Source organism: Tessaracoccus aquimaris, assembly GCF_001997345.1.
GTDB lineage: Bacteria > Actinomycetota > Actinomycetes > Propionibacteriales > Propionibacteriaceae > Arachnia > Arachnia aquimaris.
This window is the reverse complement of sequence record NZ_CP019606.1, coordinates 1,128,951-1,144,038: the sequence shown is the minus strand read 5'-3', so window position 1 is coordinate 1,144,038 and position 15,088 is coordinate 1,128,951. Positions and strand designations below refer to the sequence as shown.

Sequence of the window (15,088 nt, the reverse complement as noted above, 5' to 3'; positions counted from 1 at the left end):
GGCGTGTCGCCTCAGCGCGTGCCGACCGGTCTCCCGCAAAGGCGGCTGACCACGCGCGACGCTCCCATTTCCGGGTTGAGGACGCTCAACGTTGCCAAATCCGGGGCCGGTGAGGCAAGCCTTTCCTGTCTGGACTGGGTAGGGCGTCGGTGCTCGAATGGTGGCCATGAGCACGGCGACGGAGACCAAGAAGGATCACTCGGCCGATCTCTCTGATCGGCTCAATTGGTTGCGCGCTGGCGTCCTCGGCGCCAACGACGGCATCGTGTCGGTCGCCGCGACGGTCGTCGGGGTGGCGGCCGCCGTCAACGACATCACACCCATCCTGCTGGCGGGCGTCGCCGCGGTCGTCGGCGGCGCCATCTCGATGGCACTGGGGAGTACGTCTCGGTCTCCAGCGCCGCCGACTCGCAGCGCTCCCTGATCGGGCGCGTCTCGGGCCTGCTTCGCTCCGACCGCGGCGAGGCGAACCGGCAACTCGTCGACACCTACCTCGCGCAGGGCCTCAGCCGCTCGACCGCCGAACTGGTGGCGGCCGAGTTGAGCGACGGCAACCGCTCGAAGGTGCTGCTGTCGCAGCGCTACCACCTCGCCGAGGACGAGATCCTCAACCCCTGGCACGCCGCGATCGCCTCCGCTCTCTCGTTCCTGGCTGGCGCGCTACTGCCGTTCCTGACGATCCTGCTGGTACCGCTGCCGTGGCGCATCCCCGTCACGGTGCTCGCGGTGCTCGTCGCGCTCACGCTGACCGGCGGCCTCGGCGCCAAACTGGGCGACTCCCCGGTGCGTCCCGCGGTCATCCGCGTGGTCTTCGGCGGCCTGCTCGCGCTCGCCGCGACCTACGGGATCGGCGCGCTGCTCGGCGTCGTCGTCGGCTGATCCGGCTAGACGATGCAGAACTCGTTGCCCTCAGGGTCGGTCATCACGATCCAGTAACCGGTGTGCGGGTCGTCGAAGACCTTCACAAGGCTTGCCCCGGCCGCGACCAGTTCGTCGGCTTTGGCCATCAGCGCCGCGCGGTCCTTGTCCTCGTGGCTCTGCGAGAGGCGCACGTCCAGGTGAATGCGGTTCTTCGTCGTCTTGGGCTCCGGCACCTTCTGAATGAAGATGCGGGGCCCGACGCCGTCCGGGTCGACGATGGCGTTGGCGTCGTTCCACCGCTCCTCCGGGAGGCCCCACGCGGTCAGGGTTTCCTCCCAGGTGGCGTGCGGCGGAGGTGGGTCCTCCCTCCGGTAGCCGAGCGCGAGTGCCCAGAACTCGCCCTGGGCCAGGGGATCGGCGGCGTCGAAGGTGACGGTGAACTTGGCTGCGGTCATGGAGGAAACACTGCTCCCAACTCGCGCGCCGCGCAAGGGTGAGCAGCCGCGACGGGCGTTGCTGGGGGAGCGGTCGCCGGTGCGCAAGAATGGGCAGGTGAGCACACCGAGCCTCGGCATCGTCGAGACGCAGATCGCGACCGTCTTCGACCGCAGCGACCCGCTGCGAATGCGGAGCGGCGCCACGCTCGCCCCTGTCGAGGTCGCCTACGAGACCTACGGCGAGCTCAACGCCCAGCGCAGCAACGCCGTCTGCATCTGCCACGCGCTGACCGGCGACGCGCACGCGGCCGGCCTGCACGCTGGCGACGACCGTCCGGGCTGGTGGGACAACATGATCGGCCCGGGCAAGCCGATCGACACCGACGTGTGGTTCGTGGTCGCGTCGAACATCCTCGGTGGCTGTCAGGGCACCACCGGCCCGTCGTCGATCGATCCCGAGACGGGGGAGCCGTACGCGCTGGACTTCCCGCTGCTTGACATGGCGGACTTCGTCGAGGTGCACCGGGGCCTGGCCAGGCACCTCGGGATCGAACGGTTTGCGGCGGTCGTCGGCGGATCGCTCGGGGGGATGCAGGTGCTGCAGTGGTCGCTGACGCACCCTGAGGAGATGGGCAGCGCACTGATCTTCGCGGCATCGTCGCGGCTGACGGCCCAGAACATCGCGTTCAGCGCCGTCGGCAGGCAGGCGATCATGCGCGACTCGGGATTCAACGAGGGCAAGTTCCTTACGCGAGGCACCACGCCCGCTAAGGGGCTGTCGGTCGCCAGGATGATGGCCCACATCACCTACCTGTCGGAGGAGGCGTTCCAGGAGAAGTTCGGCCGGTCGGCCCAGGCTGGGGAACTATCCCCGAACTTCGGCATCGACTTCGCCGTCGAGAGCTACCTGGAGCATCAGGGCCAGCGGTTCCTGTCGCGCTTCGACCCACTCAGCTATCTGTACCTGACGCGCGTGATGGACTACTTCGACCCCTTCGCCGACGAGCACGCGCTCGATGCGCTGGTGGCCTCGCCCGTGCGGTTCCTGGTGGTCAGCTTCGACACGGACTGGCGCTTCGCGACGGAGCACTCGCGGCGCATCGTCCGGCACCTCGAGGGTGCCCGGCTTCCGACGTCGTTCAGGGAGATCCACTCGTCGTGGGGGCACGACTCGTTCCTGTTGGAGATCGAGCAGTACCACGAGACGGTGCGGGCCTTCCTCGACCGGGCGGCGGAGGACCTGGCATGACGCAGCGTTTCAGGGCCGATCTGGCCATCATCGCCGACCTGATCCCGGAGGGCTCGCGCGTCCTTGACCTCGGCTGCGGCAACGGCGACCTCCTGCAGTTGCTGACCCAGAAGGGGTGCACAGGAACCGGCGTCGACCTCGATCCAGGCAACGTGCTTGAGTGCCTTCGTCGGGGCGTCAACGTGATCGAACTTGACCTGGACACGCAACTGGGGGAGTTCGCAGACGACAGCTACGACTTCGTGGTGCTGTCGCGCACGCTGCAGACGGTGTACAAGCCGCGCGGCGTGCTTGCGGAGATGGGTCGCATCGCCCTGCACTCGCTGGTGTCGATGCCGAACTTCGCGCACTGGCAGAACCGGCTGCGGCTGCTGCGCGGGCGGATGCCGATGTCGAAGGACCTGCCGTTCGACTGGTACGACACGCCGAACCTGCACCACTCGTCGATCCCCGACCTGGAGCCGCTGTTCGCGAGCCTCGACATGGTGATCGACCGGCGGATTCCGCTCGACGCCGACGGCCACCGCCACCGGGCGGGCAACCTCGGCTCCAACCTGCTCGCCAGCTCGGCGCTCTACGTCCTGCACGCCCGGCGCTGAGCAACCCCGGCTAGCGGGAGAGGATGTCGGCGAGGCGGGTCATGGAGCCGCCTAGGCCGAGGGTCCCGGTGAGTTCTGCGACCCTGGCCGCGTCCACCGGTGCCCGGTCGAGCGAGGGCAGGGGGAGCGTGTCGACGCAGGTGACGACCTCGCGGGCCCTGGCGAGGTAGTCGACGTCGGCCAGCAGCTTCGAGCGCACCGATGGCGACAGCTTGGTCGCGGGGTCGACGGCGGCCTCCACCATCGCCTCGAGGCTGGAGTAGGTCGTCACGAGCGACGCCGCGGTCTTCTCCCCGATGCCCTTGACGCCGGGCAGTCCGTCGCTGGGGTCGCCGCGCAGCACCGCGAAGTCGACATAGCGCTGCGGGGCGAGTTGGTACTTCTCGGCGAGCACCGCTGGCGTGACCAGTTCGTGCTTGGCGACGCCCTTGGCGATGTAGACGATCGACGTGTCGTCGTCGACCAGTTGGAACAGGTCGCGGTCGCCCGTGACGACGAGGCTGGTGCCGTCGTGCTGGCGGGCAAGAGACGCCATCACGTCGTCGGCCTCGTGTTCGGCGACCCCGACGATCGGGATGCCGAGGGCGGTGAGGCACTCGCGGATCAGCGGCACCTGGACGTTGAGGTCGTCGTCGACCTGTTCCTGCGCCACGCCCGACGACTCGACGAGCCGGTGCGTCTTGTACGTCGGCACCAGGTCCACCCGCCAGGCTGGCCGCCAGTCGTCGTCCCAGGCGCACGCGAAGACGTCGGGGCCGTACTGCGTCAGGAGACGCGAGATGAAGTCGAGGGTGCCGCGCACCGCGTTGACCGGCGTGCCGTCGACGGCGTGGAAGGTGTTGGGGACCCCGAAGAAGGCACGGAAGTACAGGTAGGACGTGTCGAACGCCATCAAAGTGCTCACCAGCACATGCTGGCACACCACGCCGACCCAGGTAGGCTTCCTGCGTGCTGACCCGCCCCACCCTCCCCGTGCCGATCACCCTCGCAGTGGCCGTTGCCGCCGGGCTGCTGATCGGGCTCGGGATGGCCCCGATGGGCGTCTGGCCCGCCACCATCGTCGGCTTCGCGCTGTTCGCGTGGCTGATGGTCGGCCTGCGGATGCGCGCGGGCTTCGGTTGGGGATACCTCGCAGGCCTCGCGCTCAACACGCTGACGATCTCCTGGGTCTCCGTGCTCGGGTTCTGGGTGGGCGTCGTGTTGGTGGCGTTCATGTCGCTGTGGTGGGCGGTCCTCGGGCTCGTCATCTCCCGGCTGACCACCCTGCGGGCGTGGCCGTTCCTGGTGCCCGCGGCGCTGGTTGCGGTCGAGTTCGGCTCGGGGCAGATCCCCTTTGGCGGTTTCCCGTGGACCCGGCTCGCCTACACCACGGTCGACCAGCCCATGAACGGCTTCCTGTCGTGGGTCGGGGTGACCGGCGTCAGCTACCTCGTCGCGCTCGCGTCGACCCTGCTGCTGTGGGCCGTCACGGCGCCGAAGGTCCGGATCAAGGCCGTCGCGGGCACGCTTGCGATCTTCCTGCTCGGTGGCCTGCTGAACCTGGTGCCGCTCGCCACGCCCGAGCAGAGCGTCAGCGTCGCGATGGTGCAACCCAACGTCAACCGCGCGGAGCACGGCACCGGAAGCTATGCCCGCTCCGTCACCAACAACGCCCTGAGCGAGACCATCTTCGCCACGGCACTCGCACGCACCGAGGGTCGTCCGGTCGACTTCATCCTGTGGCCCGAGAACGCGACCGACGTCGACCCGATCAAGGACGCGGAGACGCGGCGCCTCGTGGAGGTCTCCGCCCAGATCGCGGAGGTGCCGATCCTGGTCGGCGCCGTCACCGACGGCCCCACCGACGACACCCGACAGACCACCAGCATCTGGTGGGACCCGGCGGCCGGCCCCGGCCAGAGCTACCACAAGCGCAACCTGGTCCCCTTCGGCGAGTACATCCCGTTCCGGCAGCAACTGCTGCCGATGCTGCCGATCCTCAAGCAGGTCGGGCGCGACTCGATCCCCGGTGAGGGCCCCGGGGTGCTGGAGGCGAGCGTGGGGGAGTACCGCCAACTCAGGGTCGGGTCGCTGATCTGCTTCGAACTCGCCTACGACCAGACCGCCTACGACCTGATCCACGCGGGCGCCGAGCTGATCGTCTCCCAGTCGAACACCAACACCTACGCGCTCACCTTCGAGCCGCACCAGCAACTGGTGCTCAACCGGATCCGGGCGATGGAGACGGGCCGCGAGGTGTTGGCGAGCACGCTCAACTCGATCTCGGCGGTCATCGACCCGCGCGGCCGCGTCGTCGAGCGCACCGAGGAGTTGGAGGCGGCGACGCTGTTCGCTGAGGTCCCGCTGCGCTACAACGTGAACCTGGCCGTTCGGCTCAGCCCGTGGTTGTCGTGGCTAGCGGTCGCTACGACCGTGGTCGCGCTCGGGGCCACCGTCCTTCGGAAGCGCTCCGACGCCCGGTAGCATGGACGGGACAATCGAACCCCAAGGACGCCCATGACCTCGCAGGACGCGCTCGGCAGAGTGCTCGTGATCATCCCGACGTACAACGAGTCACAGAACATCGAGAGCATCACCAACCGCCTCCGCCGTTCTGTCCCCGACGCCGACATCCTCATCGCGGATGACAACTCTCCCGACGGCACGGGCGACCTCGCGGACCGGCTCGCGGCGGAGGACAACCACATCAAGGTGATGCACCGCAAGGGCAAGGAGGGCCTCGGCGCCGCCTACCTGGCCGGCTTCCACTGGGGCCTCGACAACGGCTACGGCGTCCTCGTGCAGCACGACGCCGACGGCTCGCACCAGCCCGAGGAACTGCCCCGCCTGCTGCAGGCGCTGGCCGACGGGGCGGACATGGCGAAGGGGTCGCGTTGGGTCAAGGGCGGCTCAGTCGTGAACTGGCCCAAGTCCAGGGTGTTCATCTCCAAGGGCGGGTCGCTCTGGACGCGCATGTGGCTCGGCATTCCCGTCAAGGACGCCACCGGCGGCTTCAACGCGTACAAGGCGGACACGCTGCGCGGCATCTCGCTGGACGAAGTGGCCTCCGCCGGCTACTGCTTCCAGATCGACCTGGTGTGGCGCACGCTCAAGAACGGCTTCAAGGTCGTCGAGGTGCCGATCGAGTTCGTGGAACGCGAGTTCGGCGACTCCAAGATGAGCAAGAACATCGTCGTCGAGGCTCTGATCCGCACCACCTTGTGGGGCATCGAGTACCGCCTGGGGCAACTCACCGGCGGCGTCCGCAGGGCGATCGGGCACAAGAAGAAGGCGTGATGGCGAACCGCCGCGGAGGACTCTGGCTCGGACTGACCGGTCTGGGCTTACTGCTCTATGTCATCGCAGAGGTGGCCGCCCTGATCTGGGTGGCGGGCGAGATTGGCTGGTGGACCCTGCTGATCCTGCTCACCACCACGGTGCTCGGCCTGTTCCTGCTGCAACGCGAATGGCGCAAGACCTGGAAGGCGCTCTCGGAGTCACTGCGCTCCGGGCAACTCCCGCAGGGTCAGATGGCGGACGCGAGCCTGGTGCTCACGGGAGGCATCCTGCTGATCCTGCCGGGGCTGCTCTCAGACGTCGTCGGCGCGCTCCTGCTGCTGCCGTTCACGCGTCCGTTCGTCAAGTCGGCGATCTCCTGGTGGGCGGCCCGTACTCTGCAGCGCAGCGGCAACGCCCCGGTCGTCATCAAGGGCGAGACGGTGGCAGAGGCCGTCACGCTGATCCCCGAGATCGCGCCCGACCTGGGCTTCGCCCCTCGCGAGCAGGATGAGTCCGTGGTCATCGAGGGCACCATCATCGACCCGGAGGGCCAGGACTCGCCCCGTCCCTGAGCCCTGGACGCGACAACGCCCGCCGGTCGAAAGACCTGGCGGGCGTTGTACGTGGTCAGTTAGTAGATTCGATCCGAGTCGCGCAGTTTCTCCAACTGCTCGGCGAGGATGTCCTCCAGTTCGGGGATCGAGCGACGCTCACGCAGCATGTCCCAGTGGGTACGCACGGGCTTCTCGACCTTTTCCTCTCCGACGACGCCATCCGAGCGCGTGGACATCAGCCCACACTTCTTGCACTCCCACTCGGTCGGGAGATCGGCCTCGACGGAGAACGTTACGGTGAAGTGATGCCCCTTGGGACAGTCAAAAGCGAGACTCTGACGCTCGGCGAATTCAACTCCCTGCTCGTCCTCGAATGTCTTCGAGCCGAGACCGACGCCGCGCAGTGCACGATCTGCCATCTTCCCTCCTTCGTTTCTCCACTGGTACAACGACTCGGAGGGCCGAATCGTTCCCTACCGAGTAGACCACATACCCCGGGCGCGGAGTACCTCTTTGAGCAAATCGGGGCGGTCGGTGATGATGCCGTCGACGCCCCAGTCGATCAGGCGGTGCATGGTGGTCGGCTCGTCGATGGTCCACACCTGAATCTTGCGTCCCGCGCGGTGCGCCCTCGCGATGGATTGGGGGGTCACGACGTCGACGGTGACCGGCCCGACCGAGTGGGTCATCGGCACCTGGTACACCTGGCCGCCCTTGGAGATGCGGCCGACGGTGAGCGCGGCGGAGCCGAGGCTGGACACGGCGGTGGGGACGCGGGGGAGCAGCGCGCGGAACCGCTTGATGCGGGGCCGGGAGAACGATCCGACGCACACGCGGCGCTCGGCCCCGTGCCGCGAGATGGCGTCCGCAAGGAGCTCGACCGCTGGATCGTGCTTCAGGTCGATGTTGAAGTTGATGTCCGGGAAGGTCTCGAACAGTTCGTCGAGCGAGGGGATCGGCTCGCGTCCGCCCACCTTCAACTGCCGCACGTCGTCGGCGGGAAGCGAGTGGAGAGACCCCTCATAGCCGGTGACCCGCTCAAGGTCGCCGTCGTGGAAGGCGAAGAGTTGGCCGTCCGCGGAGGAATGCACGTCGGTCTCGAGGTAGCGGTACCCCAACTCGACGGCGTTGCTGAACGCCCTGACGGTGTTCTCGATGCCGAGATTGGGCGTGAGGAATGAGCCACCACGATGAGCCATCGCGATGAACTCCGGGGACAGGTAGTCCGCATAGACCTCAGCCATGGAGGCCAAGTGTATGGGGTGGTGACCCGGTTGCGCCAACGGCGAACGCCTGGTGATGTCGCGTTGCGCGACGCCGAGCGTGCGGCCAGCATTGGCCCCATGACAGCAGTGGTGTCGATCCAGTCGGCCGTGGCCTACGGACATGCGGGCAACTCCGCCGCGGTGTTCCCGCTCCAGCGCCTCGGAGTCGAGGTGTGGCCGGTCAACACCGTCAACTTCTCCAACCACACGGGCTACCCGACCTTCCGCGGGCCGCTCCTGTCGGTCCAGGACGTTCGCGACGTCGTCCGCGGGGTCGGGGAGCGCGGCGCGTTCGAGGTCACCGACGCGCTGCTGTGCGGCTATCTCGGCACCGCTGAGGTCGGCCGGGCGATCCTCGAGGCCGCCGCGGCCATCAAGCGGGCCAACCCGGCGGCCCTCTTCTGCGCCGATCCCGTGATGGGCGACGAGGACAAGGGCTTCTACGCCTCGGAGGGAATCCCGGAGTTCTGGCGCGACGAGGTCGTCCCCGCCGCCGACATCATGACGCCGAACCTCTTCGAACTGCGCTACCTCACCGGAACCGACCCGCGGGCGCTGGACGACGTGGTGGCGGCCGCCCGGGCGCTGCGGGAACGCGGCCCCCGGGTCGTGGTTGTCACGTCCGTGGTGGGCGACGGCCTGGGCGAGGACGCCATGCGGATGCTCGCGGTCGACGGCGAGGCCGCGTGGGTCGTGGAGACGCCGCTCATCGATCGGGCCTTCACCGGCTCCGGTGACCTGACGACCGCGGTGTTCCTGGCGCACTGGCTGCGGGGCGATGGCCTGGCGGGCGCGCTGTCTGCGACGGCGTCGGCCACCTACTCGGTGCTGGAGGCCACGACCGCGGCGGGCTCGTCGGAACTGCGCCTGGTTGCGGCGCAGCAGGACCTCGTCGAGCCGCGGTCCAGGTTCGCGGCCCGACGGGTCGACTGAGGCTCAGTCGTCGGTCGGGGGATCGCCCCAGAACACGTTGATGTTCGCGCCCAGCTTGTTCAGGCGATGGGGGAGGTCCTCGTAGCCGCGGTTGATGACGTAGACGTCCATCAGGTTGGTGGTGCCTCGGGCGGCGAGCGCCGCAAGCAGCACACACACGGCCGGACGCAGCGCGGGCGGCGAGTCGATCTGGCGCCCCCGCCATGCCGTCGGTCCGATGATCAGCAGCCGGTGGGCGTCCATCAACTGGATGTTGGCGCCCAGCTCGGACAGCTTCGACAGGTGGATCGCCCGGTTGTCGTAGACCCAGTCGTAGATGACGCTCTGCCCGGTGGCCGTCGCGCAGATGACGGCGAAGAAGGGCAGGTTGTCGATGTTGAGGCCGGGGAACGGCATCGGGTGGATCTTGTCGAGCGGCGCGTGCAGGTCGGACGGCTTGACCGTCACGTCGACCAGCCTCGTCTTGCCGTTGTGGCTGGTGTACTCCTCGGAGAACTCGAACACCTGGCCCATCTCGTCCAGCACGGCGAACTCGACGTCGAGGAACTCGACGGGGCAGCGCCGCACGGTGATTTCCGAGCGGGTGACGATGCCAGCGGTGAGCAGGCTCATCGCCTCGATCGGGTCCTCGGAGATGTAGTACTCGACGTCGGTGTTGATGGTCTCGACGCCGTGGATGGTCAGCGTGGTGGTGCCGATGCCGTCGATGCGGACTCCGAGCCGCTCCAGGAAGAAGCACAGGTCCTGCACCATGTAGTTGCCCGACGCGTTGCGGAGCGTCGTGACGCCCGGGGTGCGGGCGGCCGCCATGATCGCGTTCTCGGTGACGGTGTCGCCGCGCTCGATGAGCGTGATCTGGCGGGCGTCGGAGACGTCGCGCACGACCTTCGCCTGGTAGTTGCGGTCGGTGGCCGTGACGGTGAGGCCCATCTTCGACAGCGCCGACATGTGCGGGTGGACGGTGCGTGCACCCAGGTCGCAGCCGCCGGCGTACGGAAGCTTGAAGTCGTCGAACTCGTGCAGCAGCGGGCCGAGGAACATCAGGATGCTGCGCGTGCGGCGGGCGGCGCGCTCGTCGATGTGGTCCGGCTTCAGGTGCTCGGGCCGGATGATCTCGAGGTCGTTGCCCTCGCCGATCCAGGTCAGCTTCACGCCGATGGAGGTCAGCACCTCGTTGATGCGGTCGACCTCCTCGATGCGGGCGATGCCTCGCAGCACGGTGCGACCGTGGTTGAGCAGGGACGCGCACAGCACCGCCATGGCGGCGTTCTTGGACGTGCGGACGTCTATCTCGCCGGAGAGGGTCGTCGGGCCCTGGATCTCGAAGTTCATGCTGCCCTGCGTGGCCGTCTGGATCAGCGGCATCTCGAGGGCCTCGGCGAGGCGGTTGATCATGCTGAGGGACAGGTTCTGCTGCCCCGCCTCGATCCGGTGCACCGCGCTCTGGGCAGTGCCCAACTCCTCAGCCAGCCTCTTCTGCGACCAGTCCCGCGAGGTGCGGGCGTCGCGAATCATCCGTCCGATGGACTCACTTGTAGCACTCATCCGGTAAGCCTATCTCATGTGTGAGATGAACCAACCATTCTTGCCCTCTTCGTGTGTCGTCAGGGGGGAGTTGGGGGATAGAGTGTGAGCCATGAGCTCAGAATTTGACGTCGTTGTTCTCGGCGCCGGTCCTGGTGGCTATGTCGCCGCCATCCGCGCCGCCCAACTCGGCCTGAAGGTCGGGATCATCGAGAAGCGGTACTGGGGAGGTGTCTGCCTGAACGTGGGCTGCATCCCGACCAAGTCGCTGCTGCGCAACGCGGAACTGGCCCACATCTTCAACCACGAGGCCGACACCTTCGGCATCGAGGGCGACGTGACCTTCAACTACGGCAAGGCGTTCAGCCGCAGCCGCACCGTCTCGGACCGGATGACCAAGGGCATCCACTTCCTGATGAAGAAGAACAAGATCACCGAACTCGACGGGTGGGGCACATTCATCGATGCCAACACCATCGAGGTCGAGTCCGATTCGGGCGAGAAGCAGCAGGTGCGCTTCACCAACGCGATCGTCGCGGCCGGCGCCACGACCAAGATGCTGCCCGGCACGCAGCGCTCCGCCAACGTCGTCACCTATGAGGAGCAGATCCTCTCCGACGCCGTCCCCGGCTCCATCATCATCGGCGGCTCCGGCGCGATCGGCACCGAGTTCGCCTACGTGCTCAGCCAGTTCGGCGCCGACGTCACCATCGTCGAGTACCTCGATCGGATGGTCCCGACGGAGGACGCCGAGATCTCCGCGGAGCTCGCGAAGGCCTACAAGAAGCTCGGCATCAAGGTGCTGACCTCGACGAAGGTCGAGTCGATCGAGGACACCGGATCGGGCGTGCGCGTCACCGTCAGCCCCGCCAAGGGCGGCGACCAGCAGGTCCTCGAGGCCGACCGGTTCCTGTCCGCCGTCGGCTTCGCGCCGCGCGTCGAGGGCTACGGCCTTGAGAAGACCGGAGTCGCGCTGACCGAGCGCGGCGCCGTCGCCATCGATGACTTCATGCGCACCAACGTCGGCAACATCTACGCGATCGGTGACTGCACCGGCAAGATGATGCTGGCCCACACCGCGGAGGCGCAGGGCGTCGTCGCGGCCGAGGCCATCGCGGGCGTCGAGACGCACCCGATCAACTACGACATGATCCCGCGCGCCACCTACTGCCAGCCGCAGGTCGCCTCGTTCGGCTACACCGAGCAGCAGGCCAAGGACAAGGGCTACGAGGTCAAGGTCTCCAAGTTCCCCTTCGCCGCGAACGGCAAGGCCTGGGGCCTCGGCGAGGGCGTCGGCTTCGTCAAGATCGTCGCCGATGCGCGCTACAACGAACTGCTCGGCGCCCACATGATCGGCCCCGACGTCACCGAACTGCTGCCCGAGCTCACCCTGGCGCAGGCCTACGACCTGACGGCAGAGGAGGTCGGCCACAACATCCACGCGCACCCGACCCTCTCCGAGGCCATCAAGGAGGCCGCCGAGGGCATCGGCGGCAAGATGATCAACTTCTGACCCGGCTCTTCGCGGACGGCACGGCTCCCTCGGGGCCGTGCCGTCGTCGTTTCCCCGAAACCCGATCTCCGGCATCGGCCGGGGTTAGCGTGGGGTGATGAGCACCGCAGCCCACGAGTTCTTCGAAAGTTACGCCAAGTCGCTGCTGGCCCGGGACGCCGACGCCATCGCCGACAGCTACGCCGTCCCGGCCCTGATCCTGTTCCCGGGCCGCTCGATCGCCGTGTCGGACAGGGCCCAGACCCGCGACTTCTTCACCGCCGCGTTCGCGCAGTACGCAGGGGTCTCGGAGGCACGCCCCGAGGTGGAGTCTGTGGCGGCCACAGATCACAGCATCTGGGCCGACGTCACCTGGCATTACGACACGCAGCCGCCTGAGCGGAACATGTACCAGTTGATCGCCGACGGCGACACCTGGAAGATCGCGGTCCTGACGCCGCTGACGCTCTAGGACTCCCAGGCGTTGCGCACCAGGTCGCGCAGAACGTCCTGGTCGAGACGGTCGAGTCGCGTGAGGTAGAGGCAACTGACGCCACGCTTGTGCGGGCCGAGTCGCTTCAGCAGGTCCTCGACGCCGGGCGAGATCACGTACAGGACGAGGTTTGCCGCGCGCGGGCTGAAGCCGGTGCGCATCGAGTCGCCCTCCCGGCCCGACTCGTAGACGTAGTGCTGGTGGCCGTAGCCGACCATGCTCGGCCCCCACATGGCGGGCCTCTCGCCGGTCACCTCGCCGAAGAGTTTCAGCATCGCGCGGCCCTGCTCAACCTGGCGCGGCGTCGGCAGCGACTCGACCCAGGCCTCGGGTGAGACGTCGGTGACGGTGGTGGCGTTGTCGTTGCGGCCCGTGCCGCGGGCACCCTCGACGACCCCGCCTGGTGCGGCGCCGACAGTCGGGTCGTCGTCGGCCAACGCCCACCCGTGCTCGGTCATCGCGAGGCGCAGCGCCCGGATCGCGCGGGGGCCGACGCCGTGCAGCGCCAGAAGCTCCGGCATCGAGACGCCGTCCAGTGCCGAGAGGTCGTGGTATCCGGCGGCCCGCAGCGCCGCGAGCGCAGGCGCGGACGTGCGGGGAAGGGGGACAGACTGCATGGGCAGAACCTACCGCCTGCGTGGGCTTGTCGCACTAGGGTTTGGGCATGGAATCTCGCATGGTCGGCACCTCCGATCTCGTCGTCAGCGTCGTGGGCATGGGCTGCAACAACTTCTCTCGGCCGCGCACCGACACGGAGACGCAGCAGGGCAGCACCGCGGTGATCCGCGCCGCCGTCGACGCCGGAATCACCTTCTTCGACGGTGCCGACATCTACGGGTCGGAGCCGGGTCGCAGCGAGGAGTTCATGGGCGTCGCGCTGGAGGGCATCCGCGACCAGGTGGTGCTTGCCACCAAGTTCGGCCATCGGGGCGTCACGTTTCCTGGGTCTGATGGTTGGGGCGCGAAGGGCGGGGACCGCTACATCCGTTCCAGCGTCGAGGGCTCGCTGCGGCGGCTCCGCACGGACCGGATCGACCTGCTCCAGATGCACACCCCGGACGAGGCGACCCCGATCGAGGAGACCCTGGCGGCCCTGACGCGCCTGGTCGACGAGGGGAAGGTGCGCCACATCGGGCACTCCAACTTCGACGCGGCGCAGGCAACGGAGGCCGCGGCCGTCGCCGAGCGGGATGGGCTGGCGCGCTTCGTTTCTGCCCAGAACGAGTACTCGCTGATCTCCCGCGGCGTCGAGTCGGACCTGCTGCCGGTCGCGCAAGACCTTGGGCTCGGCGTCTTCCCGTACTTTCCGCTCGCCAACGGCCTGCTGACGGGCAAGTACACCCGCGGCGGCGGGGGAGAGGGGCGGCTCAGCAAGCTGAAGCCGGCGCTGCTGGACGCCACCGACTGGGATCGGCTCGAGGCGTACCAGCGGATCTGCGACGGTGCTGGCGTCACGATGCTTGAGGCGACTCTCCAGTGGCTGCTTGCTCAGCGGCCCGTCTCCTCGGTGATCGCCGGGGCGACGACCATCGCGCAGGTCGCACAGAACGCGGCAGCGGGCGCGGCACCGGTGCCCGCAGAGGTGATCGCCGCAGTGGACGAGTTGTTCCGGCCGTGACCAGCCGGATCCCGGCGGGGGAGTTGCAGCCCTACTGGGGCGATCCCGCGACGTTCGAGGCGACGCTGCGCGCCAGGCGCGACGAGTCGTCGGGGCCGCTGCGCGACGAGTTCACGACCCAGGTGGCCCGCGCCCTCGGGCTGCAGGGACGCTTCGACGAGGCGTCGGCAGAACTCGATTCCGTCTCCTCGGACGATCCGGTGGTTGCTCAGCGGGTGGCGCTCGAGCGGGGCAGGATCCTCAACTCCTCGGGCGACGCGGAGGCGGCGGTCGCCCCGTTCACCGCCGCCTTCGAACTGGGCGCCGACGAGTTCCTTACGGTGGACGCGCTGCACATGCTGGCGATCACCGACCGGGACAACTCGGAGGAGTGGACCCGCCGCGGGCTGCGGATCGCGATGACAAGCCACGACGCCGACGTGGAGAGGTGGCAGGGGAGCCTGCTCAACAACCACGCCTGGAACCTGGCCGACGCGGGCCGCGAGTCGGAGGCTCTGACGGTGTTCGAGCGGGCCGACGAGTGGTTCGCCGAGCGCGGCACCCCGGTACAGCGGTCGCGGGCACGGTGGGCGGTGGCGCACCTGCTGCGCCGCACCGGCGACAACGCGGGCGCCAGGGAGATCCTGGGGGCACTGCTCGCGCAGGACCCCGGTGACACGGCGGCGGCCGCCGAACTGGCCCTCCTGCCGCGTTCCTGAGCCACGCGTCACACTGCCGTTCCTGAGCCGGCTGCCTGCGCCGTTCCCTGAGCCGGGCGCCTGCGCCCCAGTCGAAGGGTCCGATACCAAGAACTCACCGGCCGGTG

The 15,088-nt window shown here is 68.3% G+C and carries 16 protein-coding genes and 1 pseudogene; 11 read left to right on the top strand and 6 right to left on the bottom strand.

Annotation, left to right across the window (positions count from 1 at the left end):
• Nucleotides 1–157: 157 nt before the first annotated feature.
• Nucleotides 158–879, top strand: a pseudogene (locus tag BW730_RS20265) (VIT1/CCC1 transporter family protein).
• A gap of 5 nt (nt 880–884) precedes the next feature.
• Here BW730_RS20265 and BW730_RS05450 read toward each other — a convergent pair.
• On the bottom strand, nt 885–1,316 hold the full coding sequence (locus BW730_RS05450) for a VOC family protein (protein WP_077685372.1): 432 nt from the start codon (nt 1,314–1,316) through the stop codon (nt 885–887).
• A gap of 97 nt (nt 1,317–1,413) precedes the next feature.
• On the opposite strand from BW730_RS05450, the gene metX reads away from it, so the two are divergent.
• Together metX and metW are read left to right on the top strand one after the other, a co-directional pair.
• Nucleotides 1,414–2,547 (top strand): homoserine O-acetyltransferase MetX, encoded by a 1,134-nt coding sequence (gene metX / locus BW730_RS05445; protein ID WP_226997084.1) that lies wholly within the window; start codon nt 1,414–1,416, stop codon nt 2,545–2,547.
• Complete coding sequence (metW, locus tag BW730_RS05440) at nt 2,544–3,146, top strand: methionine biosynthesis protein MetW (protein ID WP_077685370.1); 603 nt, start codon at nt 2,544–2,546, stop codon at nt 3,144–3,146. Before metX ends, metW begins: the two co-directional genes overlap by 4 nt.
• Before the next feature lie 10 nt (nt 3,147–3,156).
• On the opposite strand, the gene BW730_RS05435 is transcribed toward metW, so the two are convergent.
• Nucleotides 3,157–4,050 (bottom strand): 5'-3' exonuclease, encoded by an 894-nt coding sequence (locus BW730_RS05435; protein ID WP_226997083.1) that lies wholly within the window; start codon nt 4,048–4,050, stop codon nt 3,157–3,159.
• Between the two features lie 44 nt (nt 4,051–4,094).
• Here BW730_RS05435 and lnt point away from each other — a divergent pair, with 44 nt between their 5' ends.
• Genes lnt through BW730_RS05420 form a run of 3 tightly spaced genes read left to right on the top strand, consistent with a single transcriptional unit; the run spans nt 4,095 to nt 6,976 of the window.
• Nucleotides 4,095–5,609, top strand: a complete 1,515-nt coding sequence (lnt, locus tag BW730_RS05430) for an apolipoprotein N-acyltransferase (protein WP_077685368.1) — start codon at nt 4,095–4,097, stop codon at nt 5,607–5,609.
• A 33-nt stretch (nt 5,610–5,642) separates the two neighbouring features.
• Nucleotides 5,643–6,422: a polyprenol monophosphomannose synthase gene (locus BW730_RS05425; RefSeq protein ID WP_077685367.1), complete on the top strand. Its 780-nt coding sequence runs from the start codon at nt 5,643–5,645 to the stop codon at nt 6,420–6,422.
• Nucleotides 6,422–6,976: an FxsA family protein gene (locus tag BW730_RS05420; RefSeq protein ID WP_077685366.1), complete on the top strand. Its 555-nt coding sequence runs from the start codon at nt 6,422–6,424 to the stop codon at nt 6,974–6,976. The genes BW730_RS05425 and BW730_RS05420 overlap by 1 nt, the downstream gene beginning before the upstream one ends.
• Before the next feature lie 59 nt (nt 6,977–7,035).
• Here the strand turns inward: BW730_RS05420 and BW730_RS05415 are convergent, their stop codons facing one another.
• Both BW730_RS05415 and BW730_RS05410 read right to left on the bottom strand, forming a co-directional pair.
• The gene (locus BW730_RS05415; protein WP_077685365.1) at nt 7,036–7,377 is read right to left on the bottom strand and encodes an RNA polymerase-binding protein RbpA; all 342 of its coding nucleotides are present in this window, start codon (nt 7,375–7,377) and stop codon (nt 7,036–7,038) included.
• 54 nt (nt 7,378–7,431) lie between these two features.
• Nucleotides 7,432–8,202 carry a glycerophosphodiester phosphodiesterase family protein gene (locus BW730_RS05410; protein WP_077685364.1) on the bottom strand — a complete coding sequence of 257 codons (771 nt, stop codon included), beginning with the start codon at nt 8,200–8,202 and terminating at the stop codon, nt 7,432–7,434.
• 99 nt (nt 8,203–8,301) lie between these two features.
• Between BW730_RS05410 and pdxY the strand changes: the two genes are divergently transcribed.
• The gene (gene pdxY / locus BW730_RS05405) at nt 8,302–9,156 is read left to right on the top strand and encodes a pyridoxal kinase PdxY (protein WP_077685363.1); all 855 of its coding nucleotides are present in this window, start codon (nt 8,302–8,304) and stop codon (nt 9,154–9,156) included.
• Nucleotides 9,157–9,159: 3 nt separating this feature from the next.
• On the opposite strand, the gene BW730_RS05400 is transcribed toward pdxY, so the two are convergent.
• A complete protein-coding gene (locus BW730_RS05400; protein ID WP_077685362.1) occupies nt 9,160–10,701 on the bottom strand; it encodes a helix-turn-helix domain-containing protein in 1,542 nt (513 codons plus the stop codon).
• 91 nt (nt 10,702–10,792) lie between these two features.
• On the opposite strand from BW730_RS05400, the gene lpdA reads away from it, so the two are divergent.
• Nucleotides 10,793–12,193, top strand: coding sequence for a dihydrolipoyl dehydrogenase (lpdA, locus tag BW730_RS05395; protein WP_077685361.1), 1,401 nt, complete (start codon nt 10,793–10,795; stop codon nt 12,191–12,193).
• A gap of 97 nt (nt 12,194–12,290) precedes the next feature.
• Entirely contained in the window at nt 12,291–12,644 is a 354-nt protein-coding gene (locus BW730_RS05390) for a Cif family virulence factor (protein ID WP_077685360.1), read from the top strand.
• On the opposite strand, the gene BW730_RS05385 is transcribed toward BW730_RS05390, so the two are convergent.
• Nucleotides 12,641–13,282, bottom strand: coding sequence for a DUF1801 domain-containing protein (locus BW730_RS05385; RefSeq protein WP_077685359.1), 642 nt, complete (start codon nt 13,280–13,282; stop codon nt 12,641–12,643). The genes BW730_RS05390 and BW730_RS05385 overlap by 4 nt on opposite strands.
• A gap of 47 nt (nt 13,283–13,329) precedes the next feature.
• On the opposite strand from BW730_RS05385, the gene BW730_RS05380 reads away from it, so the two are divergent.
• Both BW730_RS05380 and BW730_RS05375 read left to right on the top strand, forming a co-directional pair.
• Nucleotides 13,330–14,283, top strand: coding sequence for an aldo/keto reductase (locus tag BW730_RS05380; protein ID WP_077685358.1), 954 nt, complete (start codon nt 13,330–13,332; stop codon nt 14,281–14,283).
• On the top strand, nt 14,280–14,981 hold the full coding sequence (locus BW730_RS05375; protein ID WP_077685357.1) for a tetratricopeptide repeat protein: 702 nt from the start codon (nt 14,280–14,282) through the stop codon (nt 14,979–14,981). The genes BW730_RS05380 and BW730_RS05375 overlap by 4 nt, the downstream gene beginning before the upstream one ends.
• The last annotated feature ends 107 nt before the right edge of the window (nt 14,982–15,088 follow it).

What these genes read in the sequence shown, in the direction of transcription:
- BW730_RS05450 (WP_077685372.1), bottom strand. Translation starts at nt 1,316, where the DNA reads ATGACCGCAGCCAAGTTCACCGTCACCTTCGACGCCGCCGATCCCCTG.
- metW (WP_077685370.1), top strand. Translation starts at nt 2,544, where the DNA reads ATGACGCAGCGTTTCAGGGCCGATCTGGCCATCATCGCCGACCTGATC.
- BW730_RS05425 (WP_077685367.1), top strand. Translation starts at nt 5,643, where the DNA reads ATGACCTCGCAGGACGCGCTCGGCAGAGTGCTCGTGATCATCCCGACG.
- BW730_RS05420 (WP_077685366.1), top strand. Translation starts at nt 6,422, where the DNA reads ATGGCGAACCGCCGCGGAGGACTCTGGCTCGGACTGACCGGTCTGGGC.
- BW730_RS05415 (WP_077685365.1), bottom strand. Translation starts at nt 7,377, where the DNA reads ATGGCAGATCGTGCACTGCGCGGCGTCGGTCTCGGCTCGAAGACATTC.
- BW730_RS05410 (WP_077685364.1), bottom strand. Translation starts at nt 8,202, where the DNA reads ATGGCTGAGGTCTATGCGGACTACCTGTCCCCGGAGTTCATCGCGATG.
- pdxY (WP_077685363.1), top strand. Translation starts at nt 8,302, where the DNA reads ATGACAGCAGTGGTGTCGATCCAGTCGGCCGTGGCCTACGGACATGCG.
- BW730_RS05400 (WP_077685362.1), bottom strand. Translation starts at nt 10,701, where the DNA reads ATGAGTGCTACAAGTGAGTCCATCGGACGGATGATTCGCGACGCCCGC.
- lpdA (WP_077685361.1), top strand. Translation starts at nt 10,793, where the DNA reads ATGAGCTCAGAATTTGACGTCGTTGTTCTCGGCGCCGGTCCTGGTGGC.
- BW730_RS05390 (WP_077685360.1), top strand. Translation starts at nt 12,291, where the DNA reads ATGAGCACCGCAGCCCACGAGTTCTTCGAAAGTTACGCCAAGTCGCTG.
- BW730_RS05385 (WP_077685359.1), bottom strand. Translation starts at nt 13,282, where the DNA reads ATGCAGTCTGTCCCCCTTCCCCGCACGTCCGCGCCTGCGCTCGCGGCG.
- BW730_RS05380 (WP_077685358.1), top strand. Translation starts at nt 13,330, where the DNA reads ATGGAATCTCGCATGGTCGGCACCTCCGATCTCGTCGTCAGCGTCGTG.